Raw genomic sequence first — 18,654 nt, forward strand, 5'->3', positions numbered from 1 at the left:
ACGCCCAGCCGACAGCACCACTCTCCGCAGGACCAACGACGGCCGCCCCCTGACCGGCAGCCGGCCGCCCCGGACCAACAGCACTCCGCCCAGGTCAGCCGGGTCAGCGGATGCGGCCTGACCGGCGGATGCGGCCTGGTCAACACCTGAGGGCTGGTCAACGCCTGCGGCCTGGGCAGCCGATGGGCTCTGGTCGGTGAAGGCGGTGGCTCCGGCCGGAGCGCTCTGCTCGGCCGGATCGACCTCACCGACCTCCGCATCACCAGCACAGGCGAACCCCCGGCCGCGCAAAACGTTCCGGCTCGAAGCCTGAACCAGCGACCGCTCGGCGTCGACCGGCTCAGCCACCGCGGCCGACGGCGCCAATGGCCGACCGCCGCCAGTGCGATCGGCCGGCGCGACGACGTCACCGTACAGACGCAGGTTCATCGCCCGGCGACCATGACGCTGCCGCAAACCCCATTCACGATGCCGCTCATGCTCGCGGCGAAACTGCTCAGCCTCGGGCGAATAATTGCGCGCCAAGGTCCGGGCCCGCCAAGACGCCACTTGCGACCGGGAAAAGAACTCGAGCTGCGCCATAAGCTATTTTCCCGCACCCGGACGGAGAAATGTCAGGTGTCGATCATGCCAATCGGTGCCGGAAAAGGATCACCCCGAATAACCGGCTGAGGCAAAGCGAGACCCCAGGCCCTCACCGCGCGACCACGCTGCTGCATAAAGCGCCGAGGGTGCAGAGCATGGCCGCCCTCTACTCCGACTGCACCACCGTGAAGGGCGGCCGCACGCCCTCCGTGAGCTCGGCCGCTGCCTCCAACGCCATCACCGCACGTTGCCGGCTACTAACCGGCGACTTGGCCGTGGAGTGCAGCGACCCCAGGGCAACCAGGTAGCCGGACCCTACCGCCGCATAACCCGAGATCGTGTGCCCGATCTGGTAGTCGTCGCCGACCACATAGAGGCGGCCATGAATGCCGACGAGAAACTGTCCGCCCTGTTCCTGACCGTCCTCGGTTCTGGCATAGCCTCCCGTGGAAAGGCATTCGCGGACGGCATCAATGAACGTCGTAGCCATGAACCGGTCGACGTCCCAGGTGTCGGGCTCGCCGACGCTCAGGGAGTAGCGCAGGAGTTGACCCATCCGGTAGCTGGTCGTGAAGCCCATCAGGTATGGCCCGACCTGAAACACCTTGGAATCCGATCGCACCGCGACGTGCCACCCGTCGCTGCCCGCCGAGTCTCCGCCAATGGTGACGGTCCGCCCGTCCGTAATCCCGACGATGCACGTCATGAGGCCACTTTCCATGGCCGGCGAGCCGATGCCAACCGTCGGGCAGGCGGCTCCCGGGGTGCGACGCCGCCGTCACATCGTCGGCATGCGGGCGATGACGTCGAAAGTGTGCCAGTGCTTGGTGCCGCTGTAGGCCGGGCCGTCCTCCTCGACCTCGTCGAACCGTAGGACGTCGAGGCCGTCGAACAGTGCGCGGGCGGCCGATGCGCCGAGGAAGACCTCGTCGGGGTTGCCGGCCCACGAGTCGTTTTCGCCGAAGAGGTTCACTCCGAGCCAGGCGCCCGGTCGCAGCCGGGCCCGGATCACCCGCCACACGGCAGGGAGATGGTTGGGGCCGACGTACGGCAATGAATAGCCGGCGTAGATGAGGTCCGCGTGCGGCAGGTCGCGGAGCGTGCGCAGGTCGGTGACCTCGACGGTCAGCCGTGCTGGATCGGTCTCGTCAGTGGCGGCCAGGACCCGCTCGCGGGTGCCGGGCGCGGCGTCGGTGGCGTAGACCCGCCAACCGGCACTCAGTAACGCCCGGGTCTCGATTCCGGCGCCACACCCCAGGTCGATCGCATCCCGGCCCGCTCCGTCACCGTCCAGCGTGATCAGCTCGGCGCACAATGGCCGGGCCGCACGCCCTTGCTGGCTGTCGTTGTATTCAGCCCAGTGTTCCCCGCCGCGCACCGTTATCAGCCTCATCGCCGTTGGTAATCCGGTAGGAATCGAGCGTTCCTCATACGCCGACTCGGCGCGACTGCGGCGGGCGTCCAATCTGGACCGGGTAGCCGGCCCTCAGGACGGCGACGTTGGCCGGTGGCGTGATCAGCCGGGGGGAGCCCTCGGCCGGGCGGGGCAGCTGCCAGCCGTAGGTGTTGGTGGCTCGGTCCCACACGAGCAGGCGGTTGCCGAGGGTCACGGCCGGTCCGTGGTCGGTGTCGGCGAAGACTCCGTCGGGCAGGTCACGCCAGGCCTCCGGCCGGCGGTGGCGCCGGCCGGAGGCGCCGGGGAGACGTTCGGCGTGCAGTCGCGCATCCATTTCGTACGCCCGGGGGCGCTCGCCGCCCGCCGCGCGCCTCCACGCGGTGACGTACGCCTGGTAGTCGGCCCGGCGGCATTCGGCGCAGGGCCGGTGGCCGGCGGCGAACGCGACCGCCTCGTCGAGGAAGAACAGCAGGGTGTAGTGGTGCGGGTCCCACTGGGGCAGGCGCCGGTCGCGGTAGGACAGGGTGCAGGTGAGCCACGCCTTGACCTGGTGGTTGCGGACGATGTCGTGGCCCTCGTGGAGGCGGCCCCGGTTGCCCAGCCACGCGCCGCGGCCGGGGCTGGCGATGATCTCACCGGTCGGGGCGACGCGGTTGCGGGCCGGTGTCTGTCTCATGGTGGTCAGGAGTTCTGTTCGAGGTCGAGCAGGGTGCGTTTGGCGGCCGGGCCGCCGAGGTAGTTGCCGATGGTGCCGTCGGAGCGGATGACGCGGTGGCAGGGCACGACGACGGGGATCGGGTTGGTGGCGCAGGCGGTGCCGACGGCGCGTACGGCCTTGGGGTTGCCGGCGAAGTCGGCCAGGGCGCGGTAGCTGGCGGTGTGGCCGTACCCGACGTCGGTGGCCAGGTGCCGCAGCACGGTGTTGCGGAAGCCCGACGAGAGGCGCCAGTCGAGGTCGAGGTCGAAGTGGTGCCGGTGGCCGGTGAAGTATTCGTCGAGCTGGGTGGTGGCCCGGTCGAGGGCGGCCGGTGCGGCCAGGACGCGGGGGCTGATGCGGTCGGCGAGTTCCTGCAGGACGGTGTCGGTGCCCTCGGCCGCGAAGGCGACCCGGACCAGGCCGACCGGGGTGGCGGCCAGCAGCAGGGCGCCGACCGGGCTGTCGACCGTACGGTAGGCGACGTCGAGCAGCCCTTCGGCGGCCGCGGAAGTGGCGAGCCGGCGGTGCAGGGCGGTCAGGTCGCGGTCGTCGACCGGGTAGGCGGCGATCAGATCGGGTGCGGTCATCGGCGTACTCCTTGGGGTGGAAAGGCTCGTCGCAGGGCGGCGATGCCGTCGGCGGCCGCCCGGCGGGCCGCCGGTTCGGTGGAGCCGACCAGCGTCGCGATCTCGCCGTAGGGCAGTCCGCCCAGGTAGTGGTAGGTGACCGCCTGCCGTTGCCGGTCCGGCAGGCCGGCCACCGCCGCGGCCAGGTCGAGGTCGTGGCCGTCGGCGGGCGGCCCGGCCGGGCGTTCCGGCAGTTCGGCGAGCGGGGTGGCGCGGCGGGCCGCGGCCCGGGTCACGTCGATCGCCTTGCGGTGGGCGATGGTGACCAGCCACGCCTCGAGGTTGGCGTCGGCCGGCAGGTCCGGGTAGGCCTTCATGGCGGCCAGGAACGTCTCCGACCAGGCGTCGTCGGCGTCGGCCGCGGGCAGCACCGCCCGGACCACGCGCAGCACCATCGCGCCGTGGCGGGCCACGACGGTCTCGAACGGGGGCTGGGCGGTCACCACAGCCCAGGGTCGGTGCTGTGCTCGTCGTGGGTGTGTTCGAGGTCGAGCAGGTAGCGCTTGCGGGGCAGCCCACCCGCGTAGCCGGCCAGTTTGCCGCCCGCGCCGACCACCCGGTGGCAGGCGACGAGGATCGACAGCGGATTCCGGCCGACCATCTTGCCGGCTTCGAGCGGGCTGACCGGCCCGCTCATCTGCTGGGCGAGCGCGGCGTAGGTGGTGGTCCGGCCGTACGGGATCTCGCCCAGCAGGCCCCACAGCTCTCGTTCGGTGTCGCTGCCGTCGGGGGCCAGCGGGAGGTCGAACGTCTGTCGGGTTCCCGCGAAGTACTCGCCCAACTGCGTGATCACATCGGCGAAGCCGGGATCGTCGGACGGATCGACGCGCGGGCCGAAGCCGGCCGGATCCGGCTTGGTCCAGTGGTGCGGAAAATACAACCCGGTGATGCCGCGCTCGTCCCGGACCAGGGTGAGCGGGCCGACCGGGGAGTCGATGACGGCGTGCCGCCGGGTGCCGGCGGGGGCAAGCGTGACCATGTGGGCTCCTCCGAGCTGTCCGTCATGATGTCTCGCTGGGAAGACGCGCGCGGCGTGCCTTTCGTGAGGTCACCGTATTGTGGTCCACCTCACGCCTTCGGGCAGCGGGCGTACCGCGGTGCGGCTCTCGAGCCTGGGCACGCTCTGGTCGAGCACGATGTCCTTTGAAGCGCTGCGTCTGGCGGTGGTCCTCCAGCATCGGGGTTTGGAGTGGGCGGCTCGGGGCACCCCATCGCAAGTTGAGGAGGCGAAACGCGCATGACATCGATACCGGAACAGCGGACGGCGTCCACAGCCGACCTGGTAAATCAGGCGGCCGGCCAGGTCTCGACGCTGGTTCGTGACGAGCTGGCGCTGGCGAAACTGGAGCTGGCGGAGAAGGGCAAACGGGCCGGGCTGGGCGGTGGCCTGTTCGGCGGTGCCGCCGTGCTCGGGCTGTACGGCCTGGGCCTGCTGCTGGCGGTCGCCGTGGCGGCGCTCGACCTCGTCTGGCCACTGTGGCTGGCCGCCCTGGTGGTCATGGTCGTCGTGTTCGCCGCCGCCGGGATCGCCGCGCTGATGGGCCGGCGGAAGTTGAAGGCGGCGGCGCCGCCGGTCCCGGCCGAGACGATCGCCAACGTCGGGGCCGACGTGCGGACGGTGAAGACCTCCGTCCGGGAGGGCCGGTCCTGAGGAGCGCCCGGGCCGACTATCGACAACCGACAATGAGGAGATCCTGATGAAATTGCTGACTTTCGCCGCCGGGCTCGCCGCGGGCTACGTGCTCGGCAGCCGGGCCGGCCGGGAGGCGTACGAGCAGATCGTCGCCCAGGTCCGCCAGGCCCGCAGCAACCCCACCGTGGTCCAGGCACAGGAGAAGGCCAAAGGCGCGCTCGGCACCGGCGTCGACGCCGTGAACGCCAAGCTGCACGCGGCCGCCACCGACAAGCCGGCGACACCGCGGGCCACCAAAGCCACCCCTGACAGGCCGCAGCAGGCCGGCACTCCGGCCGACGGCCTCGCCTGACCACTGGAGCCTTCATGATCGGACGCTACGAGCACGCCGTGATCGACTGCCCGGATCCGCGGGCGCTGGCGGAGTTCTACATGGAACTGCTGGGCATGCGGGTGGAACGCGACGAGGACGGCTGGGTCGTCATCCGCGACGCCGCCGATCGTCACCGGCTGGCCTTCCAGCGGGTGCCTGATCTGCGGGAACCGCGGTGGCCCGACCCGGAGCGTCCGCAGCAGTTCCACATCGACGTCATGGTCGACGACATCGAGGAGGCCGAGCGGGCCGTCCTCAAGATCGGTGCCGCGCGGCTGCCGCGCGAGGGCCCGGACTTCCGCGTCTACGCCGATCCGGCCGGCCACCCGTTCTGCCTCTGCACGGCATAGGGGATTGTTGAATGCGCGTGTACCTCCACCACCCGCGCCTTCTCGTCGATGAAAGATCCGCTGTCCGTCAGGACCCGGCGTGGACTGGCTCGAGGAACTGGGCGACTTCGGACCGGAGACGCCACCCGCACTGATCGACAGGGCCATCGGCCGCTCGGAGTTCGCCGGATCCGATTTCGCCGGCGCAGATTTCACCGGCTCAGACGAGGCGACTCTCTACGTCCGGGCGTCGCTGTTCCTCGTCCGGCACATCCAGGCCGCGATGATCCCGGGCCGCTACTCGCCTCCCACCGACCTCGACCAGGCGGTACGCGCCGGGCGTGCCTCCCTGGCCGGGCTGCGGGAGGACGACGACGTCTATCCCGAGCTGGAGAGCGCGGTGCTCCAGGTCGTCGCCGAGGCACTGCAGCTGCGGGACGCCCCGGGCGACATCGACCTGGCCGTCGACCTGATGACCGAGGCGACCGGGCGTTTCCCGGCCGGGTCGGCGGAGTGGGGGGTGGCCCTCGGAGGCCTCGCCGACCGGCTGTTCGCCCGCTACACCAAGCACCACCGGGACGCCGACTTCGCCGCCACCGAGCACGCCCTGCGGACGGCGTTCGACGCCGGCTGGCCGGACCGGCCCTCGATGTGGTTGCGGCTCGGCTCGCTCTACGAGGAACGCTTCCGGGCCGGGGGAGACCCGCACTACCATCGCCGGGCGCTCGAGATCCTCCAGGCCGGCTGGCGCGAGGAGTCGGGTTATCCGCTGCTCGCGGTGGCCTATGCCGACGCGGCCGCCAATTCGGCCGTCGAGCCGACGCCCGGCGAGCTGGACACCGCCGTCGAGGTGCTGGCCGCCGTCGACCCCGGCGCGCTGCCCGCGATGGTCCGCAAGGAGTTCCACCTCCTCGAGATGGCGGCGCACTTCCGCCGTTTCAACGAGCGCCACGATCCGGTCGACGTCGAGGCCACCGTCGCCGCGGCCGGTCGCCTCATCGAGCGCCCGGAGACCGAGCCCGACCTCTGGGCCGAAGCCCGGTGGATCCGCGCGACCGTCCGGATGGATCACGCGTCGCGCACCGGTGACCGGATGGCCGCCGTCGACCCGATCATCGCCGATCTCGAGGCCGCGCTGCCGGGACTGACACCGGACCAGCGCCGCTTCGCCGACGCCCAGCTCACCCGCATGCTGTCCGAGCGTTACCGCCGCACCGGCGACGACCGGGACGGCGCGGCCGCCCAGACGTACGCGACCGAGGCGCTCGACCGCCTGCCCGAAGGTACGGCCGAGGGCGCCGAGACCCGCTATCACCTCGCGTGCCTGCTGATCGGCCGGGCCGAGGCGGGCCGGATCGAACCGGCTGCCGCCGACCGCGCGACCGGTCTGTTCCGCCGGGTCGTCGACGATCCGGCGACCGCCCCCAAGGTGCGCGCGGCCGCGGCGGCCCAGCTCGCCACCGCGATCGGCGCCGTCGCCCATTACTCGGGCGGCGACCCGTCGGCCGTCGACGAGGCGATCGCGTTGACCCACGACGCGCTGCGGGCGACGAGTCTCGACGACATGAACCGCGTCGCCCTGGCCATGTCCCTGGCCCAGGCCCTGCTGCTGCGCTTCGAGCACCGCGGTGATCTCGCCGATCTGCGCTGGTGCCTCGACCTGCTGCGGGACGCGCGCGACGAGGCGCCGGACGACCCCCACCGCCACGAGATGACCTCCATGGCGGCCCAGGCGCAGATCATGTGGGCCGAGGCCGTCGGCGGGGTGCCGTCCGGCGACACCCTGGCCGTCCTCACCGGCATCGTGACCTCGGTCCCGCGGGACGAGCCGACCCGGTTCCGGGCGCTGCGCAGCCTGGCCGGCGGCTATGCGATGCGCGCCGGGCAGACCCGCGACGCCGACGACTGGCGGCTCGCGGTCCGCTACGCGCGCGAGATGCTCGACGGCCTGCCGGCGGATGCCTCGTTCACGACGCTCATGCGGATGAGTGCCGGGGGAACGCTGATCCTGGCCGGCCGGGCTCTGGAGGATCCCGGCCTTTCCCGTACGGGCGTGGACCTGCTCGGCGCCGCGCTGCGGGAGCCCGCCGGCCGGCTGCTGCGCGGCCGTTTCCTGGCCACGTACGGCGTGGCGCTGGTGGGACTGCACCACAGCGCCCCGCGTCCGGGCGACCTCGACCACGCGATCGGGGCCCTGCGCGAGGCCAACGAGCTCGCGGCGGCCCAGCCCGGGCAGCGGGGCGCCGCGGAGATCGGCCTGGCCCTGGCCTCGGCGCTGGCCGTGGCCGGCGACCCGGCCGCCGTCGAGACCGGACTGGCGGCGCTGCGGGCCCGGGCCTGGCAGGTGCTGCTGCAGTCCGGCACCCAGAACGCGATGACCGCCGCCCAGCGCAGCGCGACCGACGCCGTCCAGGTCGCGCGGGCGGCACTGCGTTTCGGCGACCGGCGTGGCGCCTGGCTGGCGCTGGAGACCGGCCGCGGTCTCGTCCTGCACGCCGCGACCGTCGCGTCCACGGTTCCCGAGCTGCTGCGCGAGGCGGACGCGGCCGATCTCGCCGAGCAGTGGAGCGCGGATCCGCTGGACGCCGACGGCGCCGGCTGGCGTACCGCCGCCCCGGCTATGCCCGGCGACGCCCGGTTCCGGGCCCTGGGCATCCTCGAGCGGGAGGTCACGCTCTTCGATCCGCCGTCGGTCGAGGCGGTCGGCGAGGCGTTGGCCGAGGTCGGCGCCGACGCACTGGTCTATCTGCTGCCGGGCACGCCCGGCCTCGCGGTGATGGTCGAACGCGACGGCCGGGTCGACACGCTCGACCTGCCCGATCTGACCGGTGACTGGGCGGTTCCGGCGGCCGTCCAGCGAGCCGTGGCGACGCGGGAGCTCGCGCCGATGCGGGTCACGTCGGCGGTCGGGCGCACGCTGACCGACGTGTGCCGCGCCGCCTGGGACTCGGCGATCCGGCCGCTGCTCGACCACTGGCAGGAGAACCACCGCGGCGAGCCCCACCTGGTGCTCGTGCCCGCCGGTGCCCTCGCGACGGTGCCGTGGCACGCCGCGAACGGTTCCGGCCGCTGGGCGATCGACGAGGCGAGTTTCTCGTACGTCGCGTCCGGCCGCCTGCTGGTCGAGGTGGCCGGCCGGGCCGCCCCGCCGCCGGGCGACGTGGGCCTGGTCATCGGCAACCCGGACACCGGCCGCGACGCCGACGCGCTGCCGGAGGCCGGGGCCGAGGCGACCACGATCTTCCGCGAGCACTACGCCCGGGGCCGCTTCTGCGGCCGTCCCAGCGATCCGTTCGTCGCGGCGAGCGGGCCCGGCCGGCCGGAGGACGTCTTCGCCTGGCTGACCGGTGCCGGGACGCCGCCCGCCACGGTGCTGCACCTCGCGTGCCACGGCGTGGTCCGCTCGGACGGGCCCGCCTCGTCGTACCTGTTGCTGGCCGGCGGCGCCCCGGTCTCGGCCGAGGAACTCCTGCGGGCGGCGGCGGCCCGCCCGGCCGGCCGTTCGCTCGGGCTCGTGTCGCTCGCGGCCTGCACCACCCACCGCGCGGGACGCGCCTACGACGAGGCGGTCACGTTGTCGACCGCGTTCCTGGTGGCCGGAGCGACCACGACGGTGGGGTCGCTGTGGCCGGTGCCGGACCGGGAAACGGCCCGGCTCATGGTCGCGTTCCACGGCAACCTGGCCGGCCGCCGGATGCCGCCGCATCTCGCGCTCCGCGAGGCCCAGCGGGCGATGCGCGACGCGGACGACGACACCACGCTCACCCACTGGGCGGGCTTCGTCCATCTGGGACGCTAGCCGCGCTGCGCGTGGATGCGCTCCCACTCGTAACCGGTGAAGGCGAGGCCGGGCAGGTTCCGCTCCCGCTTCATCGCGATTCCGGCGTCGATCAGAGGCAGCGCGGCCGGGATGCGCAGCGCGTCGCCGCTGAAGAGCTCCCAGACCAGGCCGGCCGCGCCGAGCGTCACGAAGCCGCTCCGATCGCCGGCGACGAACTCGGCGAGATCGGTCAGGAAGCCGTCCGGGTCGGCCTTCGCGTCCTCCAGGAACACCGGTAACGGCCGCCACAGGGTGTCGCTGTCGACCCTGATGCTCGACGAGTCGAGCCGGTGCCGGCCGAAGGTCTCCAGCCAGGCGGTCATGTCGGCGGGGAAACGCGATCGGGGTCCCCGGCGGAACAGTCTCATGAGGACTCCTGACGGACCGGTCCGTCAGTAACCGGCATGCGCCCGGGTCGCCTCCCCCGTACCTCCTACGGCTACCTCCCGCCGGCGGACGCCCAGGTGCGCGGCTGGACCTGCAACAACGAGGACTGCGGCACCAGCGAGGAAAAGGTGCCCCGGTCGTGGCCGCACCCGTGCCCGGAGTGCGGGCAACCGGCCGATCCGTGGTTCACCGGGAGGTGGGGCCACGAGGCGCAGATCTTCGAGTACCGGCACCGGGCGGCCACGGCATCCGACCCGAGTCGGCGGAGGGTCGCTGAGGACCAGGCGCGCGTGTGGGCGTACCGGGACGCCGGCCTGCGGGGCGACCGGGCCGGGCTGGCCGAGGCCTGGAAGGCCTGGCGCGCCGCCGGATCCGACTGGACGGCGTACGAGATGGTCATGCTCGCGGCGAGGTACCGGGACTTCTCGCCCGCGGCCGATCTCGTGCTCGAACTTCATCCCGGGGTCGACACCCGCGACGTCGAGAACGACAACACGAGGCGGACGGCCGCCCGCTATTTCGTCGCCATGTGCATCGACCTGCTCACCCAGGAGGCGTTCCTCGACCATCCCCGGGCCGAGGCGGTCGACGCCGCGATGCGGGACATCGCGACACGCGCCGAGGACGCCATGAACCCCAGCCACGAGAAGGGCTTCCAGCAGATCCGGGAGGTGCGCGACCGGCGCCGCTTCCGCGACCGGATCCGGACGACCCGGGCGGAACAGGTCGAGGGGCTGCCGCCGTTCGGCTGGCCCCGCCCGGACGAGGCCGACGCGGCGATCGAACGCGCGGAGGTCCACGACGACTTCGGCCCCCTCGAGGCGCTGATCTCGGGCCGTGACGACCGGTTGCTCCGGGCCCGCCGCCATGTGCTGCGCGGCGAGCTGTCCGACGCCGTACGGGAATCGGCCGGTGCCGGATCGGCGCCGCGGGCCCTGGCCACCTACGGTCTTCTCCTGGCCCGAACCGACCCGGATGCCCTGGATGTCGCCATCGGCTTGTGCCGGGCCGGCCGGGCGGCCGGTCTGCGCCGCCGGGCGCGAGTCACCCCGGCCGACGCCGCGCTGGCCCGCCTCCTGCTGCTCCGGGCGCTGAGCTCGCACCCCGGGGAAATCGAGGAGGCGGTCCGGCTGATCCGGCGCCGATGCCGGCCGTGGCACCACCCGGGCGCCGACGATCGTCGGCTCTTCCAGGAGGTCCTCGCCGCCCGGGCCGCGCTCACCGGTGAGGACGACGGCGTCCGGCGCCAGATCGCCTGGCGTCGCGCGGTGGACGCGCCCGGCAGCCCCGCGGCCCGGGTCCGGCTGGCCATGGCGTGGGCCGAGTGGGCGGCCGCCACCGGCGTCCCCGAGTTCGCCGCCGACGCCTACGACCGGCTCGTCGCCCTCGCCGCCCAGGACGCCGCCACCCGGCAGACCGCGACGGCGCGGGAGCGGGCGCTCCTGGCCGCCCAGGAGTACGCGGAAGAGGCCGGCTACTGGCTGGCCCGGTCCGGCCGCTATCGGGAGGCGGTTCTCGCCCTGGAGACGGGACGCGCGGTGGCCGACTCCCGGGACGAGATCACCTATCCGGACGTCACCGACCAGACCGGCGACGGCGCCATCGTCTACCTGGCCGCCGCCCGGGCCGGCGGCTACGCCCTGGTGATCGCCGCGACCCACGATCCGCAATACGTCGACCTGCCCACGCTCGACCGCGATACGGTCGCCGGCCTCGTCGGCCGCTTGTTCGACCCGGACCACGGGGTGACCCGTCGCGCCCGCGAACTCGCCCCGATGGCGGCCGGCCGGGCCCCCGACGCGATGGCGTCCGCCATGCGCACCCTGTGGACCGGCGGCCTGAACCGGCTCGTCCTGCTGAGCGCCCGCGGCCGCATCGTGACCCTGGTCCCGGTCGGCCTGCTCACCCTGCTGCCCCTGCACGCGGCCGGCCGGCCACCCCACCCGACCGAGTTCGAACCCGACTACCGGCACCTCGGGCAGCACTCGGCGATCCGCTACGTACCGAACGCCCGCGCCCTGCGACGGTCCCGGGCCACGGCCCGCGAACTCGCCGGACGACCCGGGAAGCTGCTCGCCATCGACGCGCCGGACGGGCCGGGCGGCGACCATCTGCGGCACGTCGCCCGGGAGACCGCCGAGGTGGCCGGCCGCTGGACCGGCGACCCGGCCCGCCCGATCCACGGGTGCACCTGGGACGAGTTCCGCACCGCGGCCGAACACCACACGGTCTGGCATCTGGCCTGCCACGGCGACGCCGAACCGGCGGAGATCCTCCAGAGCCGCCTGTTCTTCGCCGACCGGGCCGTCACGCTGGCCGAGCTGGCCACGCACCTGAAACCGCGGCCGCACCGGCTGGCCGTGCTGTCGGCCTGCCGCACCAACCTGGTCGGCGCCGCCCTGCCGAACGAGGTGGTGGGCCTCCCGTCCGCCCTGCTGAGAATCGGCTTCGCCGGCGTGATCGCGACCAGCTGGGCGGTCGACGACCTGGCCACCACCTATCTGATGACCGCGTTCTACCAGTTCTGGTGCGGTGAGGGCGACGATCCGGCGGTCGCCCTCGGCCGGGCTCAGCACTGGCTGCGCACGGCGACCCGCTCCGGCCTGGCCACGCTGCTGCCCGGCCCGACGCCGCCGGGCGGCGAGCGCGACTGCCCGTACGCTGACCCGCGCTTCTGGGCCGCGTTCGCGTACACCGGCGCCTGAGCGGGGCCTTCAGATGGTTCACAGCTTCGACAGCCGTCAAGACAGGCGGGGAGCCCGTACGCTTGAACGGCACGCAACCTGCGGCAACCCTCAGAGGGAGGCTGGAGCAAAGTGAAATCTTCCAACCCGGTGCTCTCGCGCCTGGGCCGGGCCGCTGAGCAACAGCGGGCCGGATACGGGGCCTATGGCCCTCCGGGTGAGCCGGGCTACGGCCAGCCATATCCGACGGCCGCTTACCCGGCCGCCCCGCCGGCCGTCCAGCCCATGACCATCGACGACGTGGTCGTCAAGACGGTCACGCTGCTCGGGCTCACCGGCATCGCCGCGATCGCCGCGTGGAACCTGGTGCCCGACGGCTTCACCGGTGCGGCCTGGATCGGCGCGGCGGTGGTCGGACTGGCTCTCGGTCTGATCATTTCGTTCTCGCGGAAGGCCAACCCGGCGCTCGTCATCGCGTACGCGATCGTCGAGGGTGTCCTGGTCGGCATGGTCAGCAAGACCTACCAGGAGTTCTTCGGCTACCGGGGCATCGTCCTCCAGGCGGTGGTCTCGACCTTCGGCGTGTTCTTCCTGATGGCGGCGCTCTACAAGTTCAAGGTCATCCGAGCCACACCGAAGTTCACCCGCGGCCTGATCGCCGTGATCGGCGGCCTGTTCGCGGTCATGCTGATCAACTTCGTGCTCTACCTTTTCGGCGTCAACACCGGCCTGCGTGACAGCGGCCCGGTGGGCATCATCTTCAGCCTGGTCTGCATCGTGGTCGCGGCGCTCAGCTTCATCCTCGACTTCGACCAGATCGAGCAGGGCATCCGCCAGGGCCTGCCGCAGCGCTATTCGTGGATCTGCGCGTTCGGCATCCTGGTCGGCCTGATCTGGCTCTACCTCGAGATCCTGCGCCTGCTGAGCTATCTGCAGGGCAGCAGCCGCGACTAGCACCCGTGACAGTTCGTCGACGCCCGGCCCGTCTCCCCACGGGCCGGGCGTTGTCCGTTCCGGCCGGGGCGCTGTCCTAGGGTCGTCTCGTGACTGAATTCGCCACGTCCGTGGACCGCCTGCACAACCAGGTCCGCCACTGGGAGCAGGGCCGCTGGTGGTCGCGCACCCCGGGAGCTTCGGCCACCCGCGGCGACCTCATGTATGCCCTGATCCAGCAGTTGGCCGACCTGGGCGCGGACGCCGAGCACCGGCCGCGCCGCCCGGTCCCGCGCGAGCACGACATGGTGCTGCCCGACCAGTTGCGGGTGCTCGCCGATGACCTTCTGGCGGCCGCCCCACCGGCGGCGCTGCTCGCCGAGGCCGCAGCGGCCGTCGACGAGCTGCGTGTCGGGATCTAAGGCCGGTCGGAGGCGAGCCGGCCGTAGGTGACGTCGTCCAGGAACGCGCCGTCGACCCAGCCCGCCTGCCGCCGCATGCCCTCCTCGGTGAACCCGGCCCGGACGGCGGTCGCCCGCATGGCGGCGTTGTCGGCCAGCGTCTCGATCTGGATGCGGTGCAGGCCACGGATCTTGAAGCCGTAGTCGCACAGCACCCGCACGATGTCGACCGCCAGGCCGCGGCCGCGGGCGCCCGGCAGCAGGGCGAGGCCGAGTGACGCCGAACGGTTGTGCAGGTCGATGCCCCACAGCCCGCACTCGCCGGCCAGTTCGTCGCCGTCCAGGGTGACGACCGAGAAGATCGCGTTTCCCTCGTCGTGGTCGCCCACGGCGTAGAACTCGCCGGCGCGGCCCGGGGAGACCGGCCGCCAGGGCCGCACCGCGGCCCGGGAGTAGTTCAGGACGTCCTCGTACAGCTCGCGCTGCAGGACCGGGACATCCGACTCGACACGGGCGCGCAGCCCGACCTTGGGACCTCGAAGCATGCTGACCTTCTAGCCGCTCGACGGCCCGTGATCAAGTCGATTAACGCCGGAAAGGCGGGTACCGCCGGGCGCGGCGTTGGCCCGGCGGTACCAGATGTGCCCACACGAATGCTCACAGGAGAGCTGGCGGCAATATCCCTCCCGAATTCACGTCGTTCACCGTCGTGCGATGAGCGTCAGCGGTGGCCGCCGCCGCGGTGATCGTTGCCACCGTGGTGGTCGTTGCCACCGTGGTCGTTGCCGCCGCGGTGATCGTTGCCGCCGCGGTGATCGTTGCCACCGTGGTGGTCGTTGCCACCGTGGTGGTCGTTGCCGCCGTGGCCGCGAACCGGCCCGTGGTTGTTGCCCCGGAACGCGCCCGCCCACACGGGACGGAACTGGACCGGGAAGCCGCCGATGGCGCGGAAGGGCACCCCGAACCCGCCCCGGTCCCAGTCGTCGCCGCTGGCGACCTGGAGGGCCCACGCGCCGCTCCGCGCGCCGATGCGCATGATGGTGCAGTTGTGGTCGTCCCAGTGGCCGGTACGCTCGCCAAACTGGCCGGCCAGCTCGCACTCCTGCAGGTTCCGGTAGTAGCCGACGATGTCGACACCGGAGCGCCACTGGACCTGCTTGACCACCTGCTTGCTCTCCGGAGTGGCGGTCGGCGTCGCCGCGTTAGCCGGTCCGGCGCCGGTCGCCAGGGCAGCGAGGAGACCGAAGCCGCCCATGGTCAGGATGCGGGTGAGCTTTTTCATCGCGATTCCTTTCATGCGGTGTTCCGCGGTGCATTTCGTGAGGGAAAACCCGATTCGCACTACGTCGGTTGTCGCCAGAATGACCGCCACCGGATGACCGTTCGGAGGACAGTTTTGGTGGTCTTCGTACGCATACGCCAGATGTGGCCGAAGTGCGAGCATCACTTGTATTTCGCGGGCTTTCCTACTGCTTTCGCGCTCAGTAACCAGATGATTACTCGTTAGATGTAGTACAAACAGATGTTCCAGTCGGCCGATCGCACCGGACTGACCGCCCTTCGTATTGCCCCCGGCACCTGAAATCCCGACGAGTAGCTGACCGAGAGTCGGTCGTGCTCGTCGGTACTAACTCGAAATAGTGCAGATCCGCTTTTGTGCCCCATTGCTTTGCGACTTGTCCGCTGATAGCAGTGGGCCAAAATACGGAAATAGACTGTCATGACGGACCCAGTCGCCTCTGGCATCTTGATGGCATGCCGAAAACGTCTGGCTTTTGTTGGATAATCTTGCCGCCGTCATTTTGTGCACTGTGGACACAACGCGTGCGGCGTCGGCCGGCACCCCCGTAGAAAAACGTGATCGCGGTTTCCGCGCCAAGAACGATCACCCAGATCTCTGGGGCGACGAGCATTCGGGGGACTTCCAACAGAATTTCGGTGCTTCCGGACCGGCCGCCCTCGAGCGGGGTAGAGGGCCGAGCCACCGGCCAGGTAAAACGCAGCAAGGAATCGAACGTGATGGAACTCAGCAACATCGCTCTTCCCGCTCGCTGGCGAGCGGCCTACCGGGCAGCGCTGGCACTACTGGAAAGCGACCAGCCGTACAGCGACCCGTCGGACCCCGTCACTCGCGCACGAGTGCAACGTCTGCGCACGGATACCCGCCGGTGGATTCGCGAGCAGAAGATGCTCGCATCCGCCGGCGTTCTTCCACCCGTGCAGACCTTCTTCATCGCGCAGATCCCGGACAACTGGCGAGAGATCGATCTGCGCCGACGCCAGCGTCGGCGGTCGTGAACCGGAGGATGACCGCGCGAGGATGAACGACAAAAAGCGTCTGAACCGCGATTCGTCGCGGTTCAGACGCTGACACAATCGATCCCGCTCAGCTCACTTCGGGACAGCCGACCGGTCCGCCGGGCCGCTGCACTTCGATCTCCGGCATCTCGCCGGCTCCGGACTGTTCGATCCAGAGCGCCCGTAGTTGGGTGTGCATGAACGAGGCGAGCCGATGGCGATAGTCGGCGTCGAACATCGCGAGCGCCTCGATCTGCTTCTGCAGCGCCTCGCGCCGGATCGCCAGGCTTCCGACGGCGTCCTCATAGCGCTGCTTCGCCCGAAGATCCAGCTGCTCGGCGCGCTCGTGGCCGCCGGCCACGATCCGGTCGGCCTCGGCGCGCGCGCCGGCGAGCGTGGACTCGGCCTGACGGCGGATCTCGGCCGCCTGCGCGTCGGCGTCGCGACCGCGGAGCTCGGCGGCGGACCGGGCCTCGTCCCGGAGCCGGTTCGCCTCGGCGCGGACCTTTTCGGCGTACGAATGTGCCTCGAGCCGGATCTGCTCGGCCGAGGCCAGAGCCTCGGACCGGACCTGTTGCGCGTGCCGGTTGGCCGCGGTGATGTGGTTCTCGGCCGTACGTTGCGCCAGGGCGAGAACCTGAAGCGCCTCGTCGGGCGACATCAGAGCCGGCGCCGGCGAGGCCGCGTCCGCCGCCGTGATCACCGGAACCACGACGGTGGCACTGCCGATGGCACTGCGATGGAGCGTTACCTTGACGCGTTCGGCTCTTTGATCGTCATTCACAACCGTCTCCATGATCCTCGGCGAGGTGTGTGCGGTGATCACCTGATGCGGTGGTGAAACACGCGTCATGATCCATTCCCGACGGCCGCGATTCCCGTGACCGACGCGGCCGGAGCCGCGATGAGACAACGTGACGGGAGTCCGAGGGGTTGCACGGAACCGGTCCTGCCGGCGTCGGGATACATGCGCGAATGCTGGCAAAATCCCACAAAGTTGGCAAAGCGGATCGTTCTGTTCGCGGGAAATTCAGCCTTTCAGCGTCGAATCGGCGCCCCGCGGAATGGGGAGCCTACGAGCGCCCTCGTCCGAACAGGCAACGATGTATTTCTGAACGGGCGAGTGGGCCGGTCGGAAGCGGAATGGCCGGCCTCGGCACCGGGACCCTACGCTGTTGGGATTAATGCGTACGGGTGGACCTGGCTGAAGGGTCGGCGAGTACAACGACGCGTACCGCTGAATGCCCGCGTTCATTTCCATCTGTTGTTCAGATGACGCTCCGCGGCGAGCGGGCCAGGATCCGAACAAATGCGAGGGAGTCGAGCCATGCGAGACGCCGACCTCACCGACGGCCGGCGCGGCCGGGAGCTCTCGTACGCCGGCGACCGCTGGCGACCCCTCGCCCAGCAACTCGCGGCCCGGTTCGCGGTGGCCGGGGGCAGTGACGAGGGGATGATCCGGGCGGCCGTCGAGGTGATCCTCGACGTCGAACGCCGCCTCGGTGCGCGAGGGCCGGAATGCTCGTCATTGGTCGTACCGCTCGTCATCCGGGCTCTGCGGCGGCACCGGCGCGAGCGGTTCGGGAGGCCGGAATCCGCCTCGCCGTTCCCGGCCCTGCAGGTGGCGATCGCGGCCGCCGAGAGCGAGTTGTGCGCGCGCCTGCGCCGGTCGCCCACCGTCGACGAGGTCGCCGACCACCTGCATGTGGCCGAGCATCAGGTCATCGCCGGGCTGGAGGCCGGATGGTCCGCCGGTTCGAGCGTGGTCGCGACCGGATGAAACCTGACGCCCGGGCTCGGCCGATCGGTCAGCCACGGACGTCCTTTTGCCCCTCAACGGTGGACCCGCGACCGAAATCCCGCGTTGTCGAATGCGCGTTTTTCGTCTCGCAAGAAGCGGTTCGTGAAGCGATTGGGGACCATTCCCGTAGCGGCGCGCCCTTAACCGGCAGCGGGTGCCGGCGGCACCGTGAATCGCGACGCGAACTACCCGGGGATTCCCGGATCCGGCGAACGGGAATCCCCGGTTCACAGCATGATCAAGGATGGATCGACGTGGCAGGTAACAATGACCGCCCCCGGTAACGGCCCCCTTTTCCTCGCCCTCACGCTCAGCCTTCTCATGTCCAGTGCCTATGCCCTCGGGCGGATCCATCAGTGGCACCGGCACGGTCTCGAGCGGGACGAGGCTTACCGCCGGGGATACGACAAGGCCTCGGTGTCGATTCTCAGCATGATGACCCGCCAGAGCCCGGCCGGCGCCGGCGGCCTTTCCGTCGATCGGCCACGGGCCCACCCGGCCCGGCTTCACCCGCCCCGGATCTACCCCCGGCGGCCGGAGGAGTGCGACCGCACCGGCATCTGAACGCCCAACGGGACTTTCCTGAACCGTCCGGGTCCGCGACCACCTCCACCGCGGACCCGGACGAGGTAATGGGGGGCGCTCCACCGAGAACCCGGTGGGGGCCCCCAATCGTCGTGGCCCGGCGCCC

The 18,654-nt window shown here is 71.2% G+C and carries 21 protein-coding genes; 10 read left to right on the plus strand and 11 right to left on the minus strand.

Going from position 1 to position 18,654, the window contains the following annotated elements:
- The 7 genes from AB0M88_RS47925 to AB0M88_RS47955 all read right to left on the minus strand — a co-directional run.
- Nucleotides 1-582: hypothetical protein (locus tag AB0M88_RS47925; RefSeq protein ID WP_364114048.1), on the minus strand; the 582-nt coding region annotated here is incomplete at its 3' end.
- A gap of 169 nt (nucleotides 583-751) precedes the next feature.
- Nucleotides 752-1,291, minus strand: a complete 540-nt coding sequence (locus tag AB0M88_RS47930) for a hypothetical protein (RefSeq protein ID WP_364114050.1) — start codon at nucleotides 1,289-1,291, stop codon at nucleotides 752-754.
- 72 nt (nucleotides 1,292-1,363) lie between these two features.
- On the minus strand, nucleotides 1,364-1,978 hold the full coding sequence (locus AB0M88_RS47935) for a class I SAM-dependent methyltransferase (RefSeq protein ID WP_364114052.1): 615 nt from the start codon (nucleotides 1,976-1,978) through the stop codon (nucleotides 1,364-1,366).
- 34 nt (nucleotides 1,979-2,012) lie between these two features.
- Nucleotides 2,013-2,657, minus strand: coding sequence for a hypothetical protein (locus tag AB0M88_RS47940; RefSeq protein ID WP_364114054.1), 645 nt, complete (start codon nucleotides 2,655-2,657; stop codon nucleotides 2,013-2,015).
- Between the two features lie 5 nt (nucleotides 2,658-2,662).
- Nucleotides 2,663-3,265, minus strand: a complete 603-nt coding sequence (locus AB0M88_RS47945; RefSeq protein WP_364114056.1) for a methylated-DNA--[protein]-cysteine S-methyltransferase — start codon at nucleotides 3,263-3,265, stop codon at nucleotides 2,663-2,665.
- Entirely contained in the window at nucleotides 3,262-3,747 is a 486-nt protein-coding gene (locus tag AB0M88_RS47950) for an RNA polymerase sigma factor (protein WP_364114058.1), read from the minus strand. The genes AB0M88_RS47945 and AB0M88_RS47950 overlap by 4 nt, the downstream gene beginning before the upstream one ends.
- Nucleotides 3,744-4,283, minus strand: a complete 540-nt coding sequence (locus tag AB0M88_RS47955; RefSeq protein WP_364114060.1) for a methylated-DNA--[protein]-cysteine S-methyltransferase — start codon at nucleotides 4,281-4,283, stop codon at nucleotides 3,744-3,746. The genes AB0M88_RS47950 and AB0M88_RS47955 overlap by 4 nt, the downstream gene beginning before the upstream one ends.
- 258 nt (nucleotides 4,284-4,541) lie before the next feature.
- On the opposite strand from AB0M88_RS47955, the gene AB0M88_RS47960 reads away from it, so the two are divergent.
- The 4 genes from AB0M88_RS47960 to AB0M88_RS47975 all read left to right on the plus strand — a co-directional run bounded on the left by AB0M88_RS47960 (nucleotide 4,542) and on the right by AB0M88_RS47975 (nucleotide 9,438).
- Nucleotides 4,542-4,955, plus strand: a complete 414-nt coding sequence (locus AB0M88_RS47960; RefSeq protein WP_364114062.1) for a phage holin family protein — start codon at nucleotides 4,542-4,544, stop codon at nucleotides 4,953-4,955.
- Between the two features lie 46 nt (nucleotides 4,956-5,001).
- Nucleotides 5,002-5,289 carry a hypothetical protein gene (locus tag AB0M88_RS47965; protein ID WP_364114064.1) on the plus strand — a complete coding sequence of 96 codons (288 nt, stop codon included), beginning with the start codon at nucleotides 5,002-5,004 and terminating at the stop codon, nucleotides 5,287-5,289.
- Nucleotides 5,290-5,303: 14 nt separating this feature from the next.
- Entirely contained in the window at nucleotides 5,304-5,660 is a 357-nt protein-coding gene (locus AB0M88_RS47970) for a VOC family protein (protein WP_364114066.1), read from the plus strand.
- A 79-nt stretch (nucleotides 5,661-5,739) separates the two neighbouring features.
- A complete protein-coding gene (locus AB0M88_RS47975) occupies nucleotides 5,740-9,438 on the plus strand; it encodes a CHAT domain-containing protein (RefSeq protein WP_364114068.1) in 3,699 nt (1,232 codons plus the stop codon).
- On the opposite strand, the gene AB0M88_RS47980 is transcribed toward AB0M88_RS47975, so the two are convergent.
- Complete coding sequence (locus AB0M88_RS47980) at nucleotides 9,435-9,827, minus strand: hypothetical protein (protein ID WP_364114070.1); 393 nt, start codon at nucleotides 9,825-9,827, stop codon at nucleotides 9,435-9,437. The genes AB0M88_RS47975 and AB0M88_RS47980 overlap by 4 nt on opposite strands.
- Before the next feature lie 36 nt (nucleotides 9,828-9,863).
- Here AB0M88_RS47980 and AB0M88_RS47985 point away from each other — a divergent pair, with 36 nt between their 5' ends.
- From AB0M88_RS47985 to AB0M88_RS47995, 3 genes are all read left to right on the plus strand, one after another.
- On the plus strand, nucleotides 9,864-12,551 hold the full coding sequence (locus tag AB0M88_RS47985) for a CHAT domain-containing protein (RefSeq protein ID WP_364114072.1): 2,688 nt from the start codon (nucleotides 9,864-9,866) through the stop codon (nucleotides 12,549-12,551).
- Between the two features lie 111 nt (nucleotides 12,552-12,662).
- The gene (locus AB0M88_RS47990) at nucleotides 12,663-13,484 is read left to right on the plus strand and encodes a Bax inhibitor-1/YccA family protein (RefSeq protein ID WP_364114074.1); all 822 of its coding nucleotides are present in this window, start codon (nucleotides 12,663-12,665) and stop codon (nucleotides 13,482-13,484) included.
- 89 nt (nucleotides 13,485-13,573) lie between these two features.
- Nucleotides 13,574-13,885: a hypothetical protein gene (locus AB0M88_RS47995; RefSeq protein ID WP_364114076.1), complete on the plus strand. Its 312-nt coding sequence runs from the start codon at nucleotides 13,574-13,576 to the stop codon at nucleotides 13,883-13,885.
- On the opposite strand, the gene AB0M88_RS48000 is transcribed toward AB0M88_RS47995, so the two are convergent.
- On the minus strand, nucleotides 13,882-14,409 hold the full coding sequence (locus AB0M88_RS48000) for a GNAT family protein (RefSeq protein WP_364114078.1): 528 nt from the start codon (nucleotides 14,407-14,409) through the stop codon (nucleotides 13,882-13,884). The genes AB0M88_RS47995 and AB0M88_RS48000 overlap by 4 nt on opposite strands.
- Before the next feature lie 176 nt (nucleotides 14,410-14,585).
- Nucleotides 14,586-15,146 (minus strand): hypothetical protein, encoded by a 561-nt coding sequence (locus tag AB0M88_RS48005; RefSeq protein WP_364114080.1) that lies wholly within the window; start codon nucleotides 15,144-15,146, stop codon nucleotides 14,586-14,588.
- A gap of 734 nt (nucleotides 15,147-15,880) precedes the next feature.
- Between AB0M88_RS48005 and AB0M88_RS48010 the strand changes: the two genes are divergently transcribed.
- Entirely contained in the window at nucleotides 15,881-16,162 is a 282-nt protein-coding gene (locus AB0M88_RS48010; RefSeq protein ID WP_364114082.1) for a hypothetical protein, read from the plus strand.
- A gap of 88 nt (nucleotides 16,163-16,250) precedes the next feature.
- On the opposite strand, the gene AB0M88_RS48015 is transcribed toward AB0M88_RS48010, so the two are convergent.
- Nucleotides 16,251-16,946 (minus strand): hypothetical protein, encoded by a 696-nt coding sequence (locus tag AB0M88_RS48015; RefSeq protein ID WP_364114084.1) that lies wholly within the window; start codon nucleotides 16,944-16,946, stop codon nucleotides 16,251-16,253.
- A 543-nt stretch (nucleotides 16,947-17,489) separates the two neighbouring features.
- Here AB0M88_RS48015 and AB0M88_RS48020 point away from each other — a divergent pair.
- Nucleotides 17,490-17,942, plus strand: coding sequence for a hypothetical protein (locus AB0M88_RS48020; RefSeq protein ID WP_364114086.1), 453 nt, complete (start codon nucleotides 17,490-17,492; stop codon nucleotides 17,940-17,942).
- A 255-nt stretch (nucleotides 17,943-18,197) separates the two neighbouring features.
- Nucleotides 18,198-18,527, plus strand: a complete 330-nt coding sequence (locus tag AB0M88_RS48025; protein WP_364114088.1) for a hypothetical protein — start codon at nucleotides 18,198-18,200, stop codon at nucleotides 18,525-18,527.
- Nucleotides 18,528-18,654 lie beyond the last annotated feature (127 nt).

The sequence above is a fragment of the Actinoplanes sp. NPDC051411 genome, assembly GCF_040682075.1.
Classification (GTDB): Bacteria; Actinomycetota; Actinomycetes; order Mycobacteriales; family Micromonosporaceae; genus Actinoplanes.